Source organism: Arthrobacter sp. Y3225209, from assembly GCF_059090685.1.
Genome location: NZ_JBNHFW010000002.1, coordinates 265,069 through 284,950, shown reverse-complemented (window position 1 = coordinate 284,950; position 19,882 = coordinate 265,069). Strand labels below are relative to the sequence as shown.

The 19,882-nt window shown below is 66.2% G+C and carries 19 protein-coding genes; 4 read left to right on the top strand and 15 right to left on the bottom strand.

Features of this window, described 5'->3' with window-relative positions:
- Positions 1-27: 27 nt before the first annotated feature.
- Positions 28-1,152 carry a phosphate ABC transporter substrate-binding protein PstS gene (pstS, locus tag AC5RVB_RS02835; protein ID WP_227903222.1) on the bottom strand — a complete coding sequence of 375 codons (1,125 nt, stop codon included), beginning with the start codon at positions 1,150-1,152 and terminating at the stop codon, positions 28-30.
- 231 nt (positions 1,153-1,383) lie between these two features.
- On the opposite strand from pstS, the gene AC5RVB_RS02830 reads away from it, so the two are divergent.
- The 3 genes from AC5RVB_RS02830 (at position 1,384) to disA (ending at position 5,260) form a co-directional block, all read left to right on the top strand.
- Entirely contained in the window at positions 1,384-2,514 is a 1,131-nt protein-coding gene (locus tag AC5RVB_RS02830; protein WP_227903221.1) for an FUSC family protein, read from the top strand.
- 133 nt (positions 2,515-2,647) lie between these two features.
- A complete protein-coding gene (gene radA / locus AC5RVB_RS02825) occupies positions 2,648-4,015 on the top strand; it encodes a DNA repair protein RadA (protein ID WP_227929679.1) in 1,368 nt (455 codons plus the stop codon).
- 168 nt (positions 4,016-4,183) lie between these two features.
- Complete coding sequence (gene disA / locus AC5RVB_RS02820) at positions 4,184-5,260, top strand: DNA integrity scanning diadenylate cyclase DisA (RefSeq protein WP_227903219.1); 1,077 nt, start codon at positions 4,184-4,186, stop codon at positions 5,258-5,260.
- Positions 5,261-5,265: 5 nt separating this feature from the next.
- Here disA and AC5RVB_RS02815 read toward each other — a convergent pair whose 3' ends face one another.
- Positions 5,266-5,958, bottom strand: a complete 693-nt coding sequence (locus AC5RVB_RS02815; RefSeq protein WP_227903218.1) for a hypothetical protein — start codon at positions 5,956-5,958, stop codon at positions 5,266-5,268.
- 87 nt (positions 5,959-6,045) lie between these two features.
- On the opposite strand from AC5RVB_RS02815, the gene AC5RVB_RS02810 reads away from it, so the two are divergent.
- Positions 6,046-6,984, top strand: a complete 939-nt coding sequence (locus AC5RVB_RS02810) for an HhH-GPD family protein (protein WP_494141892.1) — start codon at positions 6,046-6,048, stop codon at positions 6,982-6,984.
- Here AC5RVB_RS02810 and dhaM read toward each other — a convergent pair.
- The 13 genes from dhaM to AC5RVB_RS02745 form a co-directional block, all read right to left on the bottom strand.
- On the bottom strand, positions 6,981-7,709 hold the full coding sequence (gene dhaM, locus AC5RVB_RS02805) for a dihydroxyacetone kinase phosphoryl donor subunit DhaM (protein WP_290243303.1): 729 nt from the start codon (positions 7,707-7,709) through the stop codon (positions 6,981-6,983). The two genes, AC5RVB_RS02810 and dhaM, sit on opposite strands and share 4 nt — an antisense overlap.
- Entirely contained in the window at positions 7,706-8,347 is a 642-nt protein-coding gene (dhaL, locus tag AC5RVB_RS02800) for a dihydroxyacetone kinase subunit DhaL (protein WP_227903215.1), read from the bottom strand. Before dhaL ends, dhaM begins: the two co-directional genes overlap by 4 nt.
- A 2-nt stretch (positions 8,348-8,349) precedes the next feature.
- Complete coding sequence (gene dhaK / locus AC5RVB_RS02795; RefSeq protein ID WP_494141891.1) at positions 8,350-9,351, bottom strand: dihydroxyacetone kinase subunit DhaK; 1,002 nt, start codon at positions 9,349-9,351, stop codon at positions 8,350-8,352.
- A gap of 183 nt (positions 9,352-9,534) precedes the next feature.
- Positions 9,535-9,711, bottom strand: coding sequence for a CsbD family protein (locus AC5RVB_RS02790; RefSeq protein WP_227903213.1), 177 nt, complete (start codon positions 9,709-9,711; stop codon positions 9,535-9,537).
- Between the two features lie 224 nt (positions 9,712-9,935).
- Positions 9,936-10,451: an amino-acid N-acetyltransferase gene (locus tag AC5RVB_RS02785; RefSeq protein ID WP_227903212.1), complete on the bottom strand. Its 516-nt coding sequence runs from the start codon at positions 10,449-10,451 to the stop codon at positions 9,936-9,938.
- A gap of 159 nt (positions 10,452-10,610) precedes the next feature.
- A complete protein-coding gene (locus tag AC5RVB_RS02780; protein ID WP_227903211.1) occupies positions 10,611-13,118 on the bottom strand; it encodes an ATP-dependent Clp protease ATP-binding subunit in 2,508 nt (835 codons plus the stop codon).
- 94 nt (positions 13,119-13,212) lie between these two features.
- Positions 13,213-13,539: a histone-like nucleoid-structuring protein Lsr2 gene (locus tag AC5RVB_RS02775; protein ID WP_227903210.1), complete on the bottom strand. Its 327-nt coding sequence runs from the start codon at positions 13,537-13,539 to the stop codon at positions 13,213-13,215.
- 274 nt (positions 13,540-13,813) lie between these two features.
- Positions 13,814-15,268: a lysine--tRNA ligase gene (gene lysS / locus AC5RVB_RS02770; protein ID WP_494141899.1), complete on the bottom strand. Its 1,455-nt coding sequence runs from the start codon at positions 15,266-15,268 to the stop codon at positions 13,814-13,816.
- Positions 15,269-15,400: 132 nt separating this feature from the next.
- The gene (gene panC, locus AC5RVB_RS02765) at positions 15,401-16,294 is read right to left on the bottom strand and encodes a pantoate--beta-alanine ligase (RefSeq protein ID WP_494141890.1); all 894 of its coding nucleotides are present in this window, start codon (positions 16,292-16,294) and stop codon (positions 15,401-15,403) included.
- Positions 16,291-17,247, bottom strand: coding sequence for a Rossmann-like and DUF2520 domain-containing protein (locus AC5RVB_RS02760; RefSeq protein ID WP_290243312.1), 957 nt, complete (start codon positions 17,245-17,247; stop codon positions 16,291-16,293). Before AC5RVB_RS02760 ends, panC begins: the two co-directional genes overlap by 4 nt.
- On the bottom strand, positions 17,234-18,883 hold the full coding sequence (locus AC5RVB_RS02755; RefSeq protein WP_494141889.1) for a PH domain-containing protein: 1,650 nt from the start codon (positions 18,881-18,883) through the stop codon (positions 17,234-17,236). The genes AC5RVB_RS02760 and AC5RVB_RS02755 overlap by 14 nt, the downstream gene beginning before the upstream one ends.
- Positions 18,880-19,392: a PH domain-containing protein gene (locus tag AC5RVB_RS02750; RefSeq protein WP_227903205.1), complete on the bottom strand. Its 513-nt coding sequence runs from the start codon at positions 19,390-19,392 to the stop codon at positions 18,880-18,882. The genes AC5RVB_RS02755 and AC5RVB_RS02750 overlap by 4 nt, the downstream gene beginning before the upstream one ends.
- The gene (locus tag AC5RVB_RS02745; RefSeq protein WP_494141888.1) at positions 19,385-19,879 is read right to left on the bottom strand and encodes a DUF3180 domain-containing protein; all 495 of its coding nucleotides are present in this window, start codon (positions 19,877-19,879) and stop codon (positions 19,385-19,387) included. Before AC5RVB_RS02745 ends, AC5RVB_RS02750 begins: the two co-directional genes overlap by 8 nt.
- Between the last annotated feature and the right edge of the window lie 3 nt (positions 19,880-19,882).

Sequence of the window (19,882 nt, the reverse complement as noted above, 5' to 3'; positions counted from 1 at the left end):
CGGGGGAACCGGAGATAAACGCGGCGTTTAGGACCGGACGCTGATGGTCTCCAAGGCTTCGACAGCGCGTTCACGCAGAGCCGCGGAGAGCGGCGCGCTTCCGGTTGCCTCCGCTGCTGCCGCCTGTCCTTCCTCACTGACAACGTAGTCCCCGAAGGCACGGACAAGATCCACCGTCTCCTGGTCCTCGTAGCCGGTGCAGAATATGTGATAGCTCACCAGGACCACCGGGTAGGCCCCGGATTCCGCGGTGTCCCGGTCCAGCTGCATGGCCATGTCGGCAGCCGGACGGTTCCCGCCGGTGACCGGCGTGGAGGATTCGACGGCGAGTGCCGCTGCTTCGGCGCTGACGGGCACGTAGTTCCCGCCCACCTCTACCCGGACGGTCCCCAGATTCCCGGCGGCGGAGGCATCCGCGTAGGTAATCCCGCCTTCCGTAGCGGTCACGGTTGAAATGACGCCGCCCGTGCCGGATGCGTTTTCACCGTTTGGCAGTCCGGCGGGCCATTCGCCGGAGGGCTTCTCCGTCCAGATCTCCGGAGCGGCGGCGGCAAGGTATTCGGTGAAGTTCTTGGTGGTTCCGGATTCGTCACCGCGGTGCACCGCGGTGATGGGAGTATCCGGCAGGCTGACGCCCTCATTCTGCGAGGCGATGGCCGGATCATTCCAGACCGTGATGTCACCCCGGAAGATGGCTGCCAGGGTGTCGGCGTCGAGATTCAGTTCACTGATGCCCTCCAGCTGGAACGCCACGGCAATCGGAGAGATATATGCGGGGATGTGCAGGGCGCCCTCCGGTCCGCAGACTTCCTCCGCGGCTGCGGCTTCTTCCTCATCCAAGTAGGCGTCGGAACCGGCAAACTGCACCCCGCCGGCCAGCAGCGCCTCGCGTCCGGCACCCGAGCCGTCCGGGGAGTACTGAACGGCAGCCTGCGGATTGGCTTCGCCGAAACCGGCGATCCAGGCCTGCATGGCCGAGTCCTGGGAACTGGCGCCGGCGCCCGAGAGGGTGCCCGCTACCGTGCTTTCCGAAGCCGCAGCGGGAGTGGAGGCGGGCGCTGCACTGTCCGTGCCGCAGGCTGCCAGGGCAAGCACGGCAACAGCGGATACTGACAGCAAAGAGGTGGTACGGCCGAGATTCTGAACCAACACGCTTTTCCCTTTCGAGGGTGGTGGGGCGCGGATGCGCCGGGAGGCTGGCCGCGCGGACGCTTCCGCTGTTGCGAAAGTCGCTGCACGTTCCTTCCCAAGCGTGGCTAAGCAAGGTGAACGGAAAGTTAACGGGGGCGGGGGAACCGTGGAACATCAGGGTCACCTCCATCCCGGTTACAGCCGGAAGTAACCGCGCCCACAGGTTCCGGTACCTCGCCCTAGACTGGGTCCATGCCCCAACGCAGCTCCTTCGCCAAAAGCCGGGGTTTCCTGCGGAACCGTGTCCGGGTGGGCCTGCAGCGAAGCCGGCATTCGGTCTTTCCCGCCCTGCAGATGACCGTCTGCGCCGTGGGCGCCTATGCCTTTGCCGAGTATGTACTTGGCCACGAAGGTCCGCTGTTCGCAGCCACCGCGGCCCTGATCTCGCTCGGTTTCTCACGCGAACCGCGTACCCGCCGGGTACTGGAAGTGGGAATCGGCTGCACCCTGGGCATCACCGTCGGTGAAATCCTGCTGACGCTGCTCGGCGTGGGGCTGATCCAGGCCGCCGTGGTGCTGTTCACCTCCGTGATGCTCGCGCGCTTCCTGGACCGCGGCGTCATCTTCACCACGCAGCTGGCCCTGCAGTCGCTGCTGGTGGTGTTGCTGCCGGCCCCCGACGGCGGCGTTTTCACCCGCAGCGTGGATGCCATTGTGGGTGGCGTCTTCGCCCTTGTGGTCACCATGCTTGCCCCGCGGGATCCCCGGCGCGAGCCCAAATCCAACATCCGGGAACTGCTGCACGAGCTCTCGGCGGTCCTGCGCCAATGCTCCGAGGCGATCGCCAAGAGCGATTCCACCGTCGCCTGGCATGCACTGGTCCGGGCACGCAATACCCAGCCCCAGTTGGACACCCTGGCCCGCAGCGTCCGGGATGCCAGGGAAATTGCCCGCATTTCCCCTGCCTACCGGCGGTATCTGGCAGAGCTCGGTGATTTGCGCGGCTCTATCGGCTTCCTGGACCTGGCGGTGCGCAACAGCCGGGTCTTTGCGCGCCGAACGACGTCGGTCATCAACCACGCCTCGCTCAACGACGAGGCGATCGAAAACGTCGCCGAGGTCGTCAACGACACGGCCGACGCCGTCGACATCCTGGCCCGGGCGCTCGGCGGCGGGGAAGGCAATGACGCCAGGCTGCGCCATCTGCGCCAGGCACGCAACGAACTGGCCGCCGTGGGCAGCCGGTTGCATCCCAAGGCGCTGGGCATCACTGACCTGCAGGGTGATGCGCTGATCATGCTCTTCCGCCCCCTCGTGGTGGATCTGCTCGAATCCACCGGACTCACCCATGAAGAGGCGGTCACGTACCTCTCGGAGATCTAGCCGCCGGCTGGCCGAAGCACCGAACGGGCATCCGGCAGCCGGTTCCTATTCCCGTCGGTACTGTCCTCCATTTCCGTAACTGCGCGGCTTCGTACGCCGCGGGACTGTCGGTGCCGCGGGATAGCCTGAAGATATGGCAACAAAGACTGCACGGCCGAAGGCCGCCAATTACCGCTGCTCGGAATGCGGCTGGACCACGGCTAAATGGGTGGGCCGCTGCGGCGAGTGCCAGGCCTGGGGAACCGTGGAGGAAGCCGGGGAGGTCCTGGCCCGCACTACGGCCGCCACGGTGGTTGCCCGGCCCGCCCTGCGGATCGGTGACGTGGATGCCACCACGGCCGCCTACCAGGCCACCGGTGTGGGCGAACTGGACCGGGTACTCGGCGGCGGGCTGGTCCCGGGGGCGGTGATCCTGCTGGCCGGCGAGCCGGGCGTGGGTAAGTCCACCCTGCTCCTTGACGTTGCGGCACGCGTGGCTGGTGCCGGCCGTGATGTCCTGTACGTGACCGGCGAGGAATCCACCGCACAGGTGAAACTGCGCGCTGAACGCATCGGTGCCGTGTCCGATCACCTGTACCTAAGTGCCGAAACCGACCTTGGGCAGGCGCTGGGCCAGGTGGAGCAGGTGTCTCCGGGACTGCTGATTGTGGACTCGGTCCAGACTCTGAGCAGCACCGCAGTGGACGGCAGCGCCGGCGGCGTCAGCCAGGTCCGGGAGGTAGCCGCATCCCTGATCAATGCTGCCAAAACGCGGAACATGACCACCCTGCTGGTAGGGCATGTGACCAAGGACGGTTCCATTGCGGGTCCCCGGCTGCTGGAGCACCTGGTGGACGTCGTCTGCCAGTTCGACGGCGATCGGCATTCCCGGCTGCGCCTGCTGCGGGCGGTCAAGAACCGTTACGGACCCACGGATGAGGTTGGCTGTTTTGACCTGACCGAAGACGGCATTGAAGGACTCGCGGACCCGAGCGGGCTCTTCGTTTCCCGGACCAAGGATCCGGTTTCCGGCACCTGCATCACTGTGACGCTCGAGGGCAAGCGTCCGCTGGTCGCCGAGGTGCAGTCCCTGGTCGCTGAGACCGGCAACGCCCAGGCAAGGCGTGCCACCAGCGGCGTGGATTCCTCCCGGGTGGCCATGCTGCTTGCTGTCCTGCAACAGCGGGCGTCAATGAGCCTGGCCAAGGATGACAGCTATGTATCCACGGTGGGCGGCGTAAAACTGGGTGAGCCGGCGACGGACCTGGCGGTGGCGCTGGCCGTAGCCTCGGCAAAAATGAACAAACCGCTCCCGGCACAGCTGATTGCCTTCGGCGAGGTAGGCCTGGCCGGCGAGGTACGCCCGGTCCCGGGGATCGGGCGGCGCATCAACGAGGCCGAACGCCTCGGGTTTACGCACGCAGTGGTGCCTGCCTCTCCCAGCGGGCCCGGGAACATTCCGTCCGGTTTCAAGGTCCGCGAGGTCTCCACCCTGGCAGAGGCGCTTGAGCTGCTCTTTTAACCGTGCCCCCTCCGGCGCTGCTGCGGTTGCTTCTTACGCCCCGCCCCGCCAGGAGGGACGTGCCGGTGCGGCCGGCGTGGGGGCAGTGTACGGGAATCGCACACTAGTATAGGGACGGGCAAGTCTTGCCCGGAAAGCTCAGGGCCCACGGGCCGGAAGGAAGTGACCATGGCCCGCAGCCCGGAAGACGCATTGAAGGCCACTCTGGCCCGGGTTGCTCCCGGAACCGAACTCCGCGACGGTCTCGAACGCATCCTCCGCGGCCGCACCGGTGCCCTGATTGTGCTTGGTATCGACCGGACGGTGGATTCCATCTGTTCCGGCGGGTTTGATATCGGCATTGAGTTCTCCCCGACCAGGCTGCGGGAGCTGGCGAAGATGGACGGCGCCATTGTCTGCGACCGCGATGCCAGGAACATCCTGCGCGCCGCCGTGCAGCTGGTCCCGGACCACACCATCGAAACCCATGAGTCGGGCACCCGCCACCGGACGGCCGAACGCGTCGCCATCCAGACCGGCTTCCCGGTGATTTCGGTCAGCCAGTCAATGCAGATCATCCAGCTGTATATCGGCGGACTGCGCCACGTGCTGGAGGGTTCCGAACCCGTGCTGGCCCGCGCCAACCAGGCACTGGCCACCCTTGAGCGTTACCGCGCCCGGCTGGACCAGGTCACCAACTCCCTCTCCGCCCTGGAAATCGAGGCCATGGTGACGGTCCGCGATGTTGCCGTGACCCTGCAGCGCCAGGAAATGGTCCGCCGCATCTCGGAGGAAATCTCCCAGTACGTCCTTGAACTCGGCGTCGACGGCCGGCTGCTGTCCCTGCAGCTTGAGGAACTGACCACCGGGCTCGGCCCGGGCAGCGAAATGATCCTGCGGGACTACGCGGACCTGAATGACGGGCAGCGGAACCTCGAGGAGCAGATCGCCACGCTGCAGAACATGAGCTCCTCGGAAATGGTGGACCTGGGCAAGATCGCCTCCGTTGTGGGCTTCCAGCCCGGTCAGGACTCCCTCGAGGCTGTGGTTCAGCCGCGTGGTTACCGGCTGCTCAGCAACATCAAATCCGTTCCGCCGGCGGTATCCAACCGGCTGGTGGACCACTTCGGCGGTCTGCAGAACCTGATGGCTGCGAACATCGATGACCTGATGACCGTTGACGGCATCGGCGAACAACGTGCCCGGACCGTGCGTGAGGGACTGTCCCGGATCGCGGAAACCAGCCTGCTCGACCGGTTTATGTAGCCCGCCTACTCGAGCTGGAAAACGGCCTTTTCGCTGCTGCTCTCCCCCAGCCGGGCGGTGAAGATGTAGTAGCCCGGATTGGGGTTGGAGGCCACTGCGGCGCACCCCGGGGCGGACCGGTTCCGGTTCCACGGGAAGTTCGCTGTTTCGGAGGCGCCGGGCTCCACCTTTTTCACCAGGTCCTTTGCACCGTCCTGGCAGTCCACCGATGAGAAGATGCGGTCTGATCCGCTGGTCACCAGGAACTCCATCTGCGAGGTGCCGACGTTGATTTCGCAGGCCGTTTCCCCCGCATTGGTGACCGTCAGCGTCAGAACAGGCGTGGCTCCGGCGGGGTACACCTCCGCATCGGTGGCCGCGGCAACCCTGACGCTTTCAGCCGGACACAGGGATCCGGGGGTTTCCTCCGCGGCTGCGCCGGTCTTTTGTTCCTTGCCAGGCGCCGGAGCCTCACCGGCCGGCGCTGCTGCCGGGGTGGTGAGCATGGGTACCGGGACCGTGGATTCCGCGGAAGCGGCCTGTTTCCCGCCGGAGAAAGCCCGGACTCCGGCTGCCACGGCGAATCCCAGTCCCACCAGGATCAGGAGCGCCAGGACGCCGGCAACTAGCCGCCGGCGCCGGTAGACGGCCGGACTGGGCCTGCGGGGAGCACCACCGGGACGCGATCCTGCCGGCTGCTGTCTTCCCTTGCCATCCATGTTTCAAGGCTAGGTATTCTCCGTACGATTACTGGGCACACCACGCCGGTCAGTAGAGTATTGCTGGTCATAAGCGAGGGAGTGCCCATGAATCAACAGGTGCGGGAGCTGCACACCAGCATCACCGGCTGGTTCGCCGTGCATGCGCGCAAGTTGCCCTGGCGGGAACCCGACTGTACAGCCTGGGGTGTGCTGGTCAGCGAAATCATGCTGCAGCAGACCCCGGTAGTCCGTGTCCTGCCCGTTTGGCAGGAATGGATGCACCGCTGGCCTTCACCGGCGGCACTGGCCTCCGAATCGAGCGGTGAGGCGGTCCGTGCCTGGGGAAGGCTGGGTTATCCCCGCCGTGCGCTCCGGCTGCACGCAGCCGCCGCAGCGATCACGGAGGACTTCGGCGGCGAGGTCCCCTCCACCCACGCCGCCCTGCTCAGCCTGCCCGGCGTCGGGGACTACACCGCCGCGGCGGTGGCAGCCTTTGCCTTCGGGCGGCGGGAAACGGTGGTGGACACGAACATCCGCAGGGTCCACGCCCGGGCAGTCACCGGCAATGCCCTTCCCTCACCGGCCCTGACCGCCGCGGAGATGCGTCTGGCGCGTGAACTGATGCCCGACGGCGTGTCCGAATCGGTGGCCTGGAATGCTGCCGTGATGGAGCTGGGCGCCCTGATCTGCACGGCCCGGAACCCCAAGTGCAGCCAGTGCCCCGTGCTGGAGCAGTGTGCCTGGGTGTCCGCGGGCAGGCCGGACCCGCACTACGTTCCCAAAGGCCAGGCGTGGGCGGGCACCGACCGGCAGGTGCGCGGCGCCATGATGGCTGTGCTGCGGAACGCTCAGGCCCCGGTGCAGCGGGCCCTGCTGCTGCACCCTCCGGTGGATCTGGCCCCCTCCCCCGCGGCCGGCGAACTCGACCCGCTGGCCGCCCTGCACCGCCTGGCTGCTCCGCAGGAGCAGATGGAACGTGCCCTGGCAGGGCTGATCGCAGACCGGCTGGCGGCCGAGGACGCCCGCGGGGTCTCGCTTCCCTAGATCTCGCCGAAGCCGTTCCGGACCTCGGTCCCCAGCAGGTCAATGGCACGCGCAGCGTCCGGCCCGGAAGCGGTGGCGCTGAGCGTCTCACCCGGCTTGAGTCCCAGGGTCATCAGCATCATCACGGACTTGCCGTCCACACCGTTTACCGTGATTTCCGCATCCAGATCCGCCAGGAGCTGGGCGACGGCGGCGGCGGGACGTGCATGCAGGCCCATCGGATTTACCAGTGTCCAGGCGCCCGAGACTTCCTCCGTCGCAGCCGCAGCACCGGATGCAGTCCCGGCGTCGGCCCCGCCGGCGGCGGCGCTCCTGTCCTCTGTGGGGGCGCCTCCGCCGGCGTAGGATGCACCGGCGGATTCTGCAGCTGAGAGCACCTCCGCCAGGCTTTTGCCCGTCTGTGCGGAGACCGCAGCGGCCACTGCACCTTCCACCAGGGGCGCATTAGCCATCCGCACCCGCTCCTGCTGCTCCGGGTCCAGGAACTCCATGGCCATTTCCGCGGTCATCACCGCGGATCCGAGGTCCGTGAGGAGCACCGCGCCGTCGCCCTGATCCGTTTCGGCTATTCCGGCCTGGATTTTCTCAAGACTGGTACCGATGCCGCCGTCGTCGGTCCCTCCGGCCGCAGCCAGCCGCACGTCGGCAGCCATTTGCGCCGCCAGCTCACAAACTCCCTCAGCGAGTTTCGCGCTGTGCGAGACAATCACCAGCCCCACGCTCATGCTGCTGCCTCCGCGGCCCGGACTGCCGACTGCAGGATCAGCGCGGTGGAGGCAGCTCCGGGGTCCAGGTGGCCGGCGCTCCGCTCACCCAGATAGCTGGCCCTGCCCTTGCGGGCCACCAGCGGTTCCGTTCCCGCCAGACCGGCCTCGGCAGCGTTGGCGGCGGCAATCAGGATCCCGGCAGGGGTGGAGTCGGCGGCCTGCGCGGTGGCCGCGGCGTCCACAGCCGGAGTCCACGCGTCAATCATGGTTTTATCCCCCACCTCCGCCTTGCCGCGTGCCACAATCCCGTCACGGGCGGCAGTGAGCACGGCAACCAGCTCCGCGGGTCCCAGGGCCCCGGAATCTCCCGCCGCCGTCGCGGCACGCAGGAAAGCGGTCCCGTACAGGGGACCCGCAGCGCCGCCCACCTTGGACATCAGGGTCATTGCCGCAGTTTTGAACACGGCCCCGGGCGTGTCCGGCGTGCCGTCCGTGTCCAGTTTCTCCACGATGGCGCTAAAGCCGCGTTCCATGTTCTCGCCGTGGTCGGCATCGCCGATTTCACGGTCCAATGTGGTCAGGCGCTGCCGGTTTTCAGCGATGACCCTGGCACTGTCGTGCATCCACCGGTCAGCCCATGCTGCATCCAGTTCCATGCCTACTCCCCCCACCGCAGCGCCGGTGTCTTCACCGGCGAGTCCCACAGTTGTGCCAGTTCATCGTCAAGGCGCAGCACAGTGACCGACGCGCCTTCCATTTCCAGGGCGGTGATGTAGTTCCCCACCAGGGACCGCTCCACGCTCACACCACGTTCCGCCAGGATCTGGGCTGCACGCCGGTAGACAATGTAGAGCTCACTCAGCGGGGTCCCGCCCATGCCGTTGACGAACAGCAGCACCTTGTCCGAGGAGGTGATCCCCAGATCGCTGAGCACCGGTTCCATCAGCTGGTCAGTGATGGAGTCCGCGTTGGTCATGGGAACCCGGTGCCGCCCGGGCTCGCCGTGGATGCCAACACCCATTTCAATCTCATCGTCGGCGAGGGTAAAGCTCGGCTCACCGGCATGGGGAACGGTGCAGGGGGCCAGAGCCACGCCCATGGACCGCACATTCGCGTTCACCCGCTCGGCGACCTCCGTCACCTTGGCCAAGTCGTCCCCACGTTCCGCGGAGCCTCCGGCGATCTTTTCCACCAGCACGGTGCCCGCCACGCCACGGCGCCCGGCTGTGTAGGTCGAGTCCTCCACGGCGACGTCGTCGTTGACCACCACCGTGCGGATATCGATGCCCTCAACCCCGGCAAGTTCGGCGGCCGTCTCAAAGTTGAGGATGTCGCCCGTGTAGTTCTTGACGATGAGCAGGACACCGGAGCCTGAATCGCTTTCGACAATCGCCGGAAGGATCTGGTCCGGCGTGGGCGAGGTGAAAACCGCGCCTGGAACGGCTGCGGTCAGCATGCCCGCGCCGACATACCCGCTGTGCAGCGGCTCATGTCCGCTGCCGCCGCCGGATACCAGCGCCACCTTCCCCCGCACCGGGGCATCGCGGCGGATCACGTAATCCGGATCCAGATGCACCTTCACCAGGTCGCGGTGGGCAATTTCGAATCCCTGCAGTGATTCCGCCACCACGGATCGGGGATTATTGATGAGTTTTTTCATGGCGCTGGAACTCCTTCGTTGCACAGAACAATCCCGTGTCCCCCGTCTCGACACTACCTGCGCGGTGCGCCGCGCAACAGGGGAGGCAGTCCAGCGACGGCCCGGTATCCGGGCAACAAAAAAGCGGGAGGGTGACCCCTCCCGCTTTCCGGCGCCGATACGGCGCGTCACACTCTTTGAGGGTCACTTGCCCTTGAAAGCGTCCTTGATGTTCTCGCCGGCGTCCTTGACGCTGGACTTCGCCTGGTCGCCGTGACCTTCGGCTTCCATCTGCTCGTTGCCGGTGGCCTTGCCGAGGCCTTCCTTCACCTTGCCGCCAAGGTTTTCGGCCTTGTTCTGCATCTTGTCATCTGCGCCCATTACTGAACTCGCTTTCTGATCGGCTTCCGGACCGTGCAACCCACCGGGCTGCCTACCGGACATCCGCCCGGCCGTTCCGTCGGCATCGTTTGATGCTAAGTATCCTTAGCTTATCGTGCCGCGACGGGGCCCGCCACCTGGGGCGGAACGAGCGCGCCGTCCGGGTGGCCGGGGCCGGACCGCGGGAGGACTTGCCGAAGAGTCCGGAGGAGCCGCTAAAGGCCCTAGAGCCAGCGGATCATCCGGGTATTGCCGAGCGTATTCGGCTTCACCCGGGCCAGGTCCAGGAACTCCGCGACACCTTCATCATGGGAACGCAACAGCTCCGAGTACACCACCGGATCCACTGCATTCTGGTTCTCCATGATCTTGAAGCCATGCCGTTCGAAGAAATCCACTTCAAAGGTGAGGCAGAAAACCCGGGCCACGCCTATGTCCAGCGCATCACCCAGGAGGGTTTCCAGCAGGGCATGCCCCACTCCGCGGCCCCGCCAGGACGGGTCGGTGGCCAGCGTGCGTACCTCCGCCAGGTCTTCCCACATCACGTGCAGGGCACCGCAGCCAATCACGGCGCCGTCACCGTCTTCAGCAATCCGGAATTCCTGCAGCCCCTCGTAGTAGGCCACCGCTTCCTTGGCAATCAGGACCCGCTCCCGCGCCAGCGGGGCCACCAGCCGGCGGATGTCATGGACATCGGCGGTTCGGGCACGGCGGACGGTGATCTGGGACGCGGACATCATCGGTCCAGTCTAGGCCTTCCCGCCTGCCCGGCTCAGGGAGTCCGTAACACGGGGAAAGCCCGACGGCGGGCCCGGACCCGCGGCACAGCTTCCGGACGGGCAGACAAAAAGGAGCCCCGGAAAATCCGGGGCTCCTTCTTTTATGCGGGATGCCTGCGCTTACTCGCCGACTCCGGCTTCAATGGCCGGATTGGCCTCTTCGATGGCCTTCGGCACGCCGTGGCCGTGGAAGGTGAACTTTGCTTCGTCACCCTCCCCTTCCACATCCACCGAGATGAGCTCGCCGGGCTTGATCTCTCCAAAGAGGATCTTCTCGGAGAGCTGGTCCTCGATTTCGCGCTGGATGGTCCGGCGCAGCGGCCGGGCACCCATGGCGGGATCGTAGCCGCGGGTCGCCAGCAGCACCTTGGCAGCCGGCGTGAGCTCCAGGGTCATGCCCTTGTCTGCCAGGCGCTTGCCCAGGCGGTCCAGGAACAGGTCCACAATCTGGACAATCTCTTCCTGGGTCAGCTGCGGGAAGACCACGGTGTCATCAACACGGTTGAGGAACTCGGGGCGGAAGTGCTGGCGCAGCTCCTCCGTGACCCGGGCCCGCATCCGGTCGTAGCCGGTCTTGGTGTCCGTGCCGGACTGGAAGCCGGTCATAACACCCTTGGAGATGTCCTTGGTACCAAGGTTGGTCGTCATGATGATGATGGTGTTCTTGAAGTCCACCATCCGGCCCTGCGCATCCGTCAGGCGTCCGTCTTCGAGGATCTGCAGGAGCGAGTTGAAGAGGTCCGAGTGGGCCTTCTCCACCTCGTCGAACAGCACCACGGAGAACGGCTTCCGGCGGACCTTTTCGGTCAGCTGGCCGCCCTCTTCGTAGCCCACGTATCCGGGGGGAGCACCGAACAGGCGCGAGACCGTGTGCTTCTCGGCGTACTCGGACATGTCCAGGGTGATCAGGGCATCCTCGTCGCCGAACAGGAACTCGGCGAGGGCCTTGGCCAGTTCGGTCTTGCCGACGCCGGTGGGGCCGGCGAAGATGAACGAGCCGCCCGGACGCTTCGGGTCCTTCAGTCCGGCACGCGTACGGCGCATGGCCTGCGAGATGGACTTGATGGCCTGATCCTGGCCGATCACGCGCTTGTGCAGTTCGTCTTCCATCCGCAGCAGGCGGGTGGATTCTTCCTCGTTCAGCTTCACCACGGGGATGCCGGTGGAGTTGGCGAGCACTTCGGCGATGAGTTCCTCATCCACCTCGGCAATGTCATCCAGGCCGCCGGACTTCCACTGGCGTTCCTTCTCCGCACGCTGATCCTGGAGCTTCTGCTCCTTATCGCGCAGGGAGGCCGCACCTTCGAAGTCCTGGGAGTCGATGGCCGACTCCTTCTCCATCTTCAGTGCGGAGATCCGCTCGTCGATTTCCTTCAGCTCCGGCGGGGCCGTCATCCGGCGGATCCGCAGGCGTGCGCCGGCTTCGTCGATCAGGTCAATAGCCTTGTCCGGGAGGAACCGGTCGCTGATGTAGCGCTCCGCGAGGGTTGCGGCGGAGGCCAGTGCGGCATCAGTGATGGACACCCGGTGGTGTGCTTCGTAGCGGTCACGCAGGCCCTTGAGGATCTCAATGGCGTGCGCCACCGACGGCTCGGCAACCTGGATCGGCTGGAAGCGGCGTTCCAGGGCAGCATCCTTCTCGATGTGCTTCCGGTACTCATCCAGCGTGGTGGCACCGATGGTCTGCAGCTCGCCCCGGGCCAGCATCGGCTTCAGGATCGAGGCAGCATCAATGGCGCCTTCGGCGGCACCTGCACCAACGAGAGTGTGGATTTCGTCGATGAACAGGATGATGTCGCCGCGGGTGCGGATTTCCTTGAGGACCTTCTTCAGCCGCTCCTCGAAGTCGCCGCGGTACCGGGAACCGGCAACGAGGGACCCAAGGTCAAGGGTGTAAAGCTGCTTGTCCTTCAGCGTCTCCGGGACGTCGCCGCGGACGATCGCCTGGGCCAGGCCCTCGACAACTGCGGTCTTGCCAACGCCGGGTTCGCCGATGAGGACGGGGTTGTTCTTGGTCCGCCGCGACAGCACCTGCATCACGCGTTCCATTTCATGCTCGCGCCCAATGACGGGGTCGAGCTTGGCTTCGCGCGCGGCCTGCGTGAGGTTGCGGCCAAACTGGTCCAGCACCACGGATCCGGCCGGCTGGCCTTCCTGCTGCTGGCCACCGGTGGAGACGGGCTCCTTGCCCTGGTAGCCCGAAAGCAGCTGGATGACCTGCTGGCGCACACGGTTCAGGTCAGCACCAAGCTTGACCAGGACCTGTGCGGCCACACCTTCACCTTCACGGATCAGGCCGAGCAGAATGTGTTCGGTGCCGATGTAGTTATGGCCGAGCTGCAGGGCTTCACGGAGTGAAAGCTCCAGCACCTTCTTGGCCCGCGGGGTGAAGGGGATATGACCGGTCGGGGCCTGCTGGCCCTGACCGATGATCTCCTGCACCTGCTCGCGGACAGCACCAAGCGAGATGCCCAGGGATTCAAGGGCCTTAGCTGCGACACCTTCACCCTCATGAATGAGCCCAAGCAAAATGTGCTCGGTGCCGATGTAGTTGTGGTTGAGCATGCGGGCCTCTTCTTGGGCAAGCACGACAACGCGACGGGCACGGTCGGTAAATCTTTCAAACATGAGGCACACTCCTAGCTAACGCGTAATTCGATGCTACGTGCCTGAAGGGTGCATTTGGGGCTTGTTCGCCGTCGGCGTGAGAGCCCGGGCGGTTCTAGCCTTGCGCGGCGCGGTAGGCGTCGATGATCTCGCTGTTGACGCGGCCCCGTTCGGAGACGGTGTAGCCGTTCTTGCGGGCCCATTCACGGATCTGCGCTGCTTCGTTGCTGCGGTTTGAGCCGGAGCTGCGCGGACGGCCCGTGCGGCCGCCAACCTTCCGGCCGGCGTCTACGTATGCCTTAAGGGCATCACGCAGGTTTTTCGCATTGTCCTTTGACAGATCAATCTCGTACTGTGACCCATCCAGGGCGAACCGCACGGTCTCATCCGCACTTCCGCCGTCCAGGTCGTCAACCAGAATAATTTTTACCTTTTGCGCCATGACAGGCTCCTAAGCAGCTATAAACGGGAAGATTTTATGAGACCACTTAGAGTATGACGCAATTGGTAAAGCCCCGTCAAAGTACCCGGCTATTTATTTTGTTCTTCTCCCGGTTTTTCCCGATCTTTCTCGAGTACACTCTGTTCCGCTTCTCGTTCGGCCTCGGCAAGGGCCTGGCGCTCCGACCGATCCGAGTTAAGCAGGGCCTTCATCACGAAATAAAAGAGAGCCGCAACACATACGGATGGCAAGAGTACTTCTACATATTCCATGTCTAACCCAATTCCGGCTTTAGGAGCGGAAACAAAATTGTTTCCCTGATTCCTGCATTCGTGAAAAGCATCACAAGGCGGTCTATTCCGAGACCGATGCCGCCCATGGGGGGTGCGCCGTATTCCAGCGCCCGCAGGAAGTCTTCATCGAGGGCCATGGCCTCGTCGTCGCCGTCGGCCGCGAGAAGGGACTGGGCAGTGAGCCGTTCGCGCTGGATCACCGGGTCAATCAGCTCGGAGAACGCGGTTCCGCGCTCCATGCCGCCGATAATCAGGTCCCAGGCTTCGATGAGCCGCGGGTCATTCCGGTTCGGCCGAGCGAGCGGCTGGGCGGAGGGCGGGTAGTCGTAGACAAAGGTGGGCTGCAGCAGGGTCGGCTCCACAATTTCGCCGAAGAGTTCGATCACCAGCTTTTCCGCATCCCACTTCGGGTCCACCTTCACGTTGTGCCGTTCGGCAATGGTGCGCAGGGTATCCGCGTCGGTATCCGGGGTGATCTCGGTGCCGACGGCTTCGGAGAGGCCCGGGTAGACACTCAGCCACCGCCACTCGCCGTCCAGGTCGATGGTTCCGGCGGCTGTTTCAATCTGCCGGCTGCCCAGCAGATCGGCGCAGTGCAGGATGATTTCCTTCATCCGCTCCGCCATCACGTACTGGTCGGCGTAGGCCTCGTAGCATTCCAGCGTGGTGAACTCGGGGGAATGGGTGGAGTCCACACCCTCGTTGCGGAAGATCCGGCCGATCTCGAAGACCCGCTCGATTCCGCCGACGACGGCGCGCTTAAGGTAGAGCTCGGTGGCAATGCGCAGGGTCATTTTCTGGTCGAAGGCATTCAGGTGCGTTTCGAACGGCCGGGCGGCTGCCCCGCCGTGGACCAGCTGCAGCATGGGTGTTTCCACCTCCACGTAGCCGTGGCTGTGCAGGGTGTCGCGGACGCCGCGGATCACTGCTGCACGCTTGTAGACCATGTCCCGGGCTTCCTCGCGCACCATCAGGTCCACGTAGCGCTGGCGCACCCGGGTTTCCTCATTCAGTCCGGCGTGCAGGACCGGCAGCGGGCGCAGCGCCTTGGAGGCCATGGACCAGGACTGTGCCATCACGGAAAGTTCGCCGCGGCGCGAAGAGATGACTTCGCCGCGGATAAAGACAATGTCGCCCAGGTCCACGAGGGACTTCCAGTCCGCCAGGGATTCCTCGCCCACGACGCCGAGGCTGAGCATGGCCTGGAGCCGGGTGCCATCGCCTTCCTGCAGGGTGGCGAAGCAGAGCTTTCCGGTGTTGCGGATAAAAACGACGCGTCCGGTAACGCCCACAATTTCGCCGCTGGCCTGGTCCGCCTCGAGGTGGCCGAACTTGTCGCGTACTTCCTTCAGGGAGGCGGTGCGCTCCACGCCTACCGGGTAGGCCTCGTCTCCGCGGTCGAGCAGCCGCGACCTCTTCTCGGCGCGGATGCGCATCTGTTCGGAGGTGTCTGCGGCTTCGGGAACGGAGTTAGATGTGGTCACGGTTATTAAGTTTACAGAGCATAGCGGCGCTCCCGGTCCCCGGCGGTGTGCCCGGCGGCGGGCACGGGCCGGGGAAGGGAAGTACTAGCGCAGTACCTCGTTGTCGATCAGCCGAACCGGGCCAACCCGTGCAGCCAGCAGGGCGAGGGCTTCACCCTCCAGCGGTGCGGAGGTCTCGAGCGGTTCAAGGGTCCGGGGGTCCACTACCTCGAAGTAGTCCAGGTCCACGCCCGGCTGTGACCTGACCAGTTCGACGGCGGCTGCCACGTCCAGCGGCTGCCCGGCATCGGCCCGTTCCCTGAGCTGCCGCAGCGCCGTTGACAGGACGAGGGCGGCCTGCCGCTGGCCGGCGTCGAGGAAGCGGTTGCGGCTGGATTCGGCCAGGCCGTCCGCCGCGCGCACTATCGGCACCGCGGTGATTTCCACCGGGAAGTTCAGGTCCGCGACCATCCGGCGGATCAGCGCCACCTGCTGGGCGTCCTTCTGCCCGAAGTAGGCACGGAAACGTGCCGGGACGGGCGGGGCAGCATAGTGGAAGAGCTTGCCGACCACCGTCAGCACCCCGTCGAAGTGCCCGGGCCGGGAGGCCCCTTCCCACCGGGTGCCCATGGTGCCGGCGCTCAAACGCACCAGCGGAGCGCCGCCGGGGTACACCTCTTCTTCGGCGGGGGCGAAGACCAGGTCCACGCCGGCACGTCCGAGCAGTTCCAGATCCGCATCCAGGGTGCGGGGGTAGCGCTCCAGATCCGCCGGGTCATCAAACTGCAGCGGGTTCACGAACACCGAGGCGGTGACGACGTCGTTCTCCGCCCGGGCGGCGGCCATCAGGGCGGCGTGCCCCTCATGCAGTGCACCCATGGTGGGGACCAGGGCGAGGGAAGGCTGCCGGGCGGGATCGGCGGCCGCCGCCTTCTGCAGCAGTTCTTCGGTGGCCGAACGCAGTTCGGCGGCTGTGGTGACGAGGCGGGGGGTGTTCAACGCTGTCCTTCTGTATCTGTATCTGTGTCATTGGTGGAAGTGGTGTCCCGGTCCGGCTGCAGCACCTTGAGGATGGCCTCACCCTGTTCGGCGGTGAGCAGTCCGCGGGCCACGGCCCGGACCGCGGTGGCGGCGGAGAGCGCCTGATAGGCGGAGCGGAGATCTTCGGTGCCGGCGACGGCCAGCGCGTCCGTGTGGGCGGATACGGTCCCGACGTCGCCGCGTGCCACCGGCCCCGTCAGGGCACCTTCCCCGGAGGCCAGCGCGTTTTCCAGGGAGGCGCGCATCAGCGGTCCCAGCAGGCGGTCCGGGTGCTCGACGCCGATGCCGGCCAGCAGCTGGGTGGATTGCGAGGCGAGCGTGACCAGGTGGTTGGAGGCATGGGCCAGTGCTGCGTGATAGAGCACCCGGTCCGCTTCATTGATGACCACCGGTTCGGCACCCATCTCCACCACCAGCGCCTGGGCGATGGGCAAAACCGCGGCAGGGGCGGTGACCCCGAACGAGGCGTCCGTCAGACGGGTCAGGTCCAGGCTCATGCCGGTGAATGTCATGGCCGGGTGCAGGGCCAGTGGAATGGCTCCGGCAGCACGCGCCGGGGCGAGGATCTCGGTCCCGAACCGGCCGGAGGTATGTGCCACAAGCTGTCCGGCCTGCCAGGCACCGGTCTTCGCCAGCCCGGAGACCAGCGGGCCCAGGGCATCGTCCGGGACGGCCAGTAACACCAGTTCGGAACGTTCAACAATGTCCGGGATCTCAAGGACGGGGACCCCGGGAAGGAGGTTTTCCGCCCGCTCGCGGCTGGCCTCGGAAACTGCGGAAACACCGACGATCGCGTGTTCAGCTGCGCGCAGGGCAGCGCCCAGGACAGCACCGACCCGGCCGGCGCCGATGACGCCGACCCCCAGGCGGCCGCGGCGGCGACGTTCTTCGGCGGAATCAGCGGTGTTCATGGGGCGGGTTCTCCTGTGGGACGGGGGCGGGGCTGGGCTCCGGCTGCGGGACGGGTTCTGGTGCGGGCACGGGTTCGGGTGCGGGTTCCGGCTGCGGGGCGGGTAGGGGCTGCGGGACGGGTTCTGGTGCGGGCTCAGGAGGAGAGGCTGCGGGGCGGAGCCATTGTTCGGGCAGGTCCCGCCGACGGGCGGAGCGGGCGCGAAGTGCCTGGTCATCCAGCAGCCGGCCGGCGACGTCGGCATCCATTTCCACCACTTTGGGAGAAACCGGCCCCGGCGTGGAGTGCAGCACCAGGTCCGCGAGCCGCTGCAACCGCTGCACCGGACCCTGCTCCAGCGCCAGGGACTGGGTCCGGCTGTGCGGAACCACGTCCAGCGCCCGCCAGAAGAAACCGTGCCGGGACAGCAGGGCCGTCTCCGTTACCAGATAGCCGTTCCGGCGCCACGCGAATGGTGAGCGCCAGCGTGCGCGGCGGGGTGAGACGGTGAACCCTGCATCGGTGCCGCTACCGGTCATGCCCGCGGTGAAGACCGTGACCGGATCCCCGGTTCCCGGGTCCGGCAGGATCAGGGCCAGCATCTGGAACACTTCCTGCGCAGTACCCACGGGCAGCACACGGGTGCGCGCCGCTCCGTCCCCGCCCGCAGCCACGCCGTAGCCGGCCACGTTGACGGATACCGAGTACCACCCGGTGATCCGCCACAGCGGGGACTGCCGGACGGCCAGTGCCTGGATGCGTCCCGGCGGCACGGACTGAGCCCGGGTGTCCAGCAGCCCGGAATGGATCCGGATGCCGTCGCGTGAAACCGAGGCGCGGAAGTTGAAGGAGGAGCTGAACATCTGCCAGTACGCACTGCCGAACCCGAAAATAATCGGCACCATGGCCGCGAAGGACGCCGGTTCTCCGGTGACGGCGGTCAGCACAATGACCCCGGCAATGGCCAGGACAAGGAAAACCGTGGTGCCGGAGAGGAGCGCGGAGGCAATGACACGGCCGGCTGACAGGGCCAGGATCTGCCGTTCGCCAGGCACGGTGTCGGAGGCGCCCGGCTTGGCGGGGTCGGTACTGCCCGGCTGCGCATCGCCTGCACCCGACGCGCCGGCCAGGATCCGCTGGCGCAGCTGCTGGGCATCCGCCAGGCGCAGGTAGGCCAGCCGCACGGCGGACTCCCCGGCGTCGGCCACTTCAAAACGCAGTTCTGCGAGCCCGAAAATGCGGGCCAGCAAAGGCTGGACAATGTCGATGGCCTGGACCCGGTCCAGCCGTGCCTGCCGCTGCTGGCGGAACAGGACCCCCGAGTGCACGCGGATGTGTTCGCCGGTGAGCTGGTACCGGGTGAACCACCAGGAAAGGAAGAAGGAAACGGCAATGACCAGCAGTACCGCGCCGATTGCGAGCAGTGACCATAACAGCGCCTGGCCTTCGGGCAGCCGTGTCCCGTCACCGGCGAAAACCGCTTCAAGCTGGTCACGTCCCACGAAGTAGGCCAGTGCCGCCAGTGCCAGCCAGCCCCTGACCATCGGGGAGACCGGGTGCACCCGCTGCCACTCCGGTTGCTGTTTGGCCGTGGCAACGGTGTCATCCACCGTTGAAGGTTCCGGCTCCCGGCCCGGCCCGGGGACGGTGCCGCTCACAGTCCGGCCAGCTGCGCTTCGCCGCGCGCCGACAGGTGTTCGCGCAGGCGGGCGCCTTCTTCGGCGGGCAGCCCTGCGATGGCTGCATTGGTTCCCGGGGCTGCGGTGTGGAGCTTCAGGGTGCAGAGGCCGAAGGCCCGTTCCAGGGGTCCCACTGCCACGTCCACGTACTGCATCCGCCCGTAGGGGACCACCAGGGTGCGCTGGAAAAAGATGCCGCGGCGCAGCAGCAGGTCCTCGTTGCGTTCGGCGTATCCAATGGCGCGGACCTGGCGGGGAAGCAGAAGTCCCCGCCACAGCAGGGTGACGGCGAAGAACGCGGGCAGCCCCCAGGCCAGCCAGGCCGGATAGCCGGGCCATACACCGGTCAGCAGCAGCACCAGCGGAATGCCGGTCAGCGCAATGGTGATGACGGTTTCAACAGCCCAGCCCAGCAGCCGCACCCGCAGGTACTTGGGCGAGACGTGCTGCCAGTCCACGGCGGGCGGGTCAATCGCTTGGCTAGGCATATTCTTCCCCGTCTTCGGTCCCGGGCGCGGACCCGGTTCCGTCCTTGTCATCCGGCGGCAGCTTGCAGAACCGCTCCACGGTCAGTCCCGCAGCGATCATAACCATTCCCCCGATACCTACCGCCAGCGCAGTCCACGTGGGTGCATGACCGGGCCGCAGGGACAACAGCGGCAGCAGCGCCAGGAAAACGGCAACATGCCAGCCCAGCAGCATGGACCCGGCGTAGGTAATGGCCTGGGCCAGGACCACCGTCCGTGCGGCGGCAATGGGGTTCAGCGTCCGGTCCCGGCTTCCGTTGCGCCAGCGGCGCACCCGCAGTCCGAGCACCAGGGTCACTGCCACCACCACAACAATGGCCAGCAGGGCCGCGGGGCTCAGCACGGGAGCCGGATAGCCGTTTTCGGACAGGAAGGAGTTCACGGCCCAGCCGACGACGCCGGCGGCCACGGCGATCACGGCCAGCCAGCGGTAGCGGATGGTACTCACGGA

Excerpts from the sequence above, each read along its gene's own strand:
- AC5RVB_RS02830 (WP_227903221.1), top strand. The coding sequence starts at position 1,384 with ATGCCCCAACGCAGCTCCTTCGCCAAAAGCCGGGGTTTCCTGCGGAAC.
- radA (WP_227929679.1), top strand. The coding sequence starts at position 2,648 with ATGGCAACAAAGACTGCACGGCCGAAGGCCGCCAATTACCGCTGCTCG.
- disA (WP_227903219.1), top strand. The coding sequence starts at position 4,184 with ATGGCCCGCAGCCCGGAAGACGCATTGAAGGCCACTCTGGCCCGGGTT.
- AC5RVB_RS02815 (WP_227903218.1), bottom strand. The coding sequence starts at position 5,958 with ATGGATGGCAAGGGAAGACAGCAGCCGGCAGGATCGCGTCCCGGTGGT.
- AC5RVB_RS02810 (WP_494141892.1), top strand. The coding sequence starts at position 6,046 with ATGAATCAACAGGTGCGGGAGCTGCACACCAGCATCACCGGCTGGTTC.
- dhaM (WP_290243303.1), bottom strand. The coding sequence starts at position 7,709 with ATGAGCGTGGGGCTGGTGATTGTCTCGCACAGCGCGAAACTCGCTGAG.
- dhaL (WP_227903215.1), bottom strand. The coding sequence starts at position 8,347 with ATGGAACTGGATGCAGCATGGGCTGACCGGTGGATGCACGACAGTGCC.
- dhaK (WP_494141891.1), bottom strand. The coding sequence starts at position 9,351 with ATGAAAAAACTCATCAATAATCCCCGATCCGTGGTGGCGGAATCACTG.
- AC5RVB_RS02790 (WP_227903213.1), bottom strand. The coding sequence starts at position 9,711 with ATGGGCGCAGATGACAAGATGCAGAACAAGGCCGAAAACCTTGGCGGC.
- AC5RVB_RS02785 (WP_227903212.1), bottom strand. The coding sequence starts at position 10,451 with ATGATGTCCGCGTCCCAGATCACCGTCCGCCGTGCCCGAACCGCCGAT.
- AC5RVB_RS02780 (WP_227903211.1), bottom strand. The coding sequence starts at position 13,118 with ATGTTTGAAAGATTTACCGACCGTGCCCGTCGCGTTGTCGTGCTTGCC.
- AC5RVB_RS02775 (WP_227903210.1), bottom strand. The coding sequence starts at position 13,539 with ATGGCGCAAAAGGTAAAAATTATTCTGGTTGACGACCTGGACGGCGGA.
- lysS (WP_494141899.1), bottom strand. The coding sequence starts at position 15,268 with ATGCGCATCCGCGCCGAGAAGAGGTCGCGGCTGCTCGACCGCGGAGAC.
- AC5RVB_RS02760 (WP_290243312.1), bottom strand. The coding sequence starts at position 17,247 with ATGAACACCGCTGATTCCGCCGAAGAACGTCGCCGCCGCGGCCGCCTG.
- AC5RVB_RS02750 (WP_227903205.1), bottom strand. The coding sequence starts at position 19,392 with ATGCCTAGCCAAGCGATTGACCCGCCCGCCGTGGACTGGCAGCACGTC.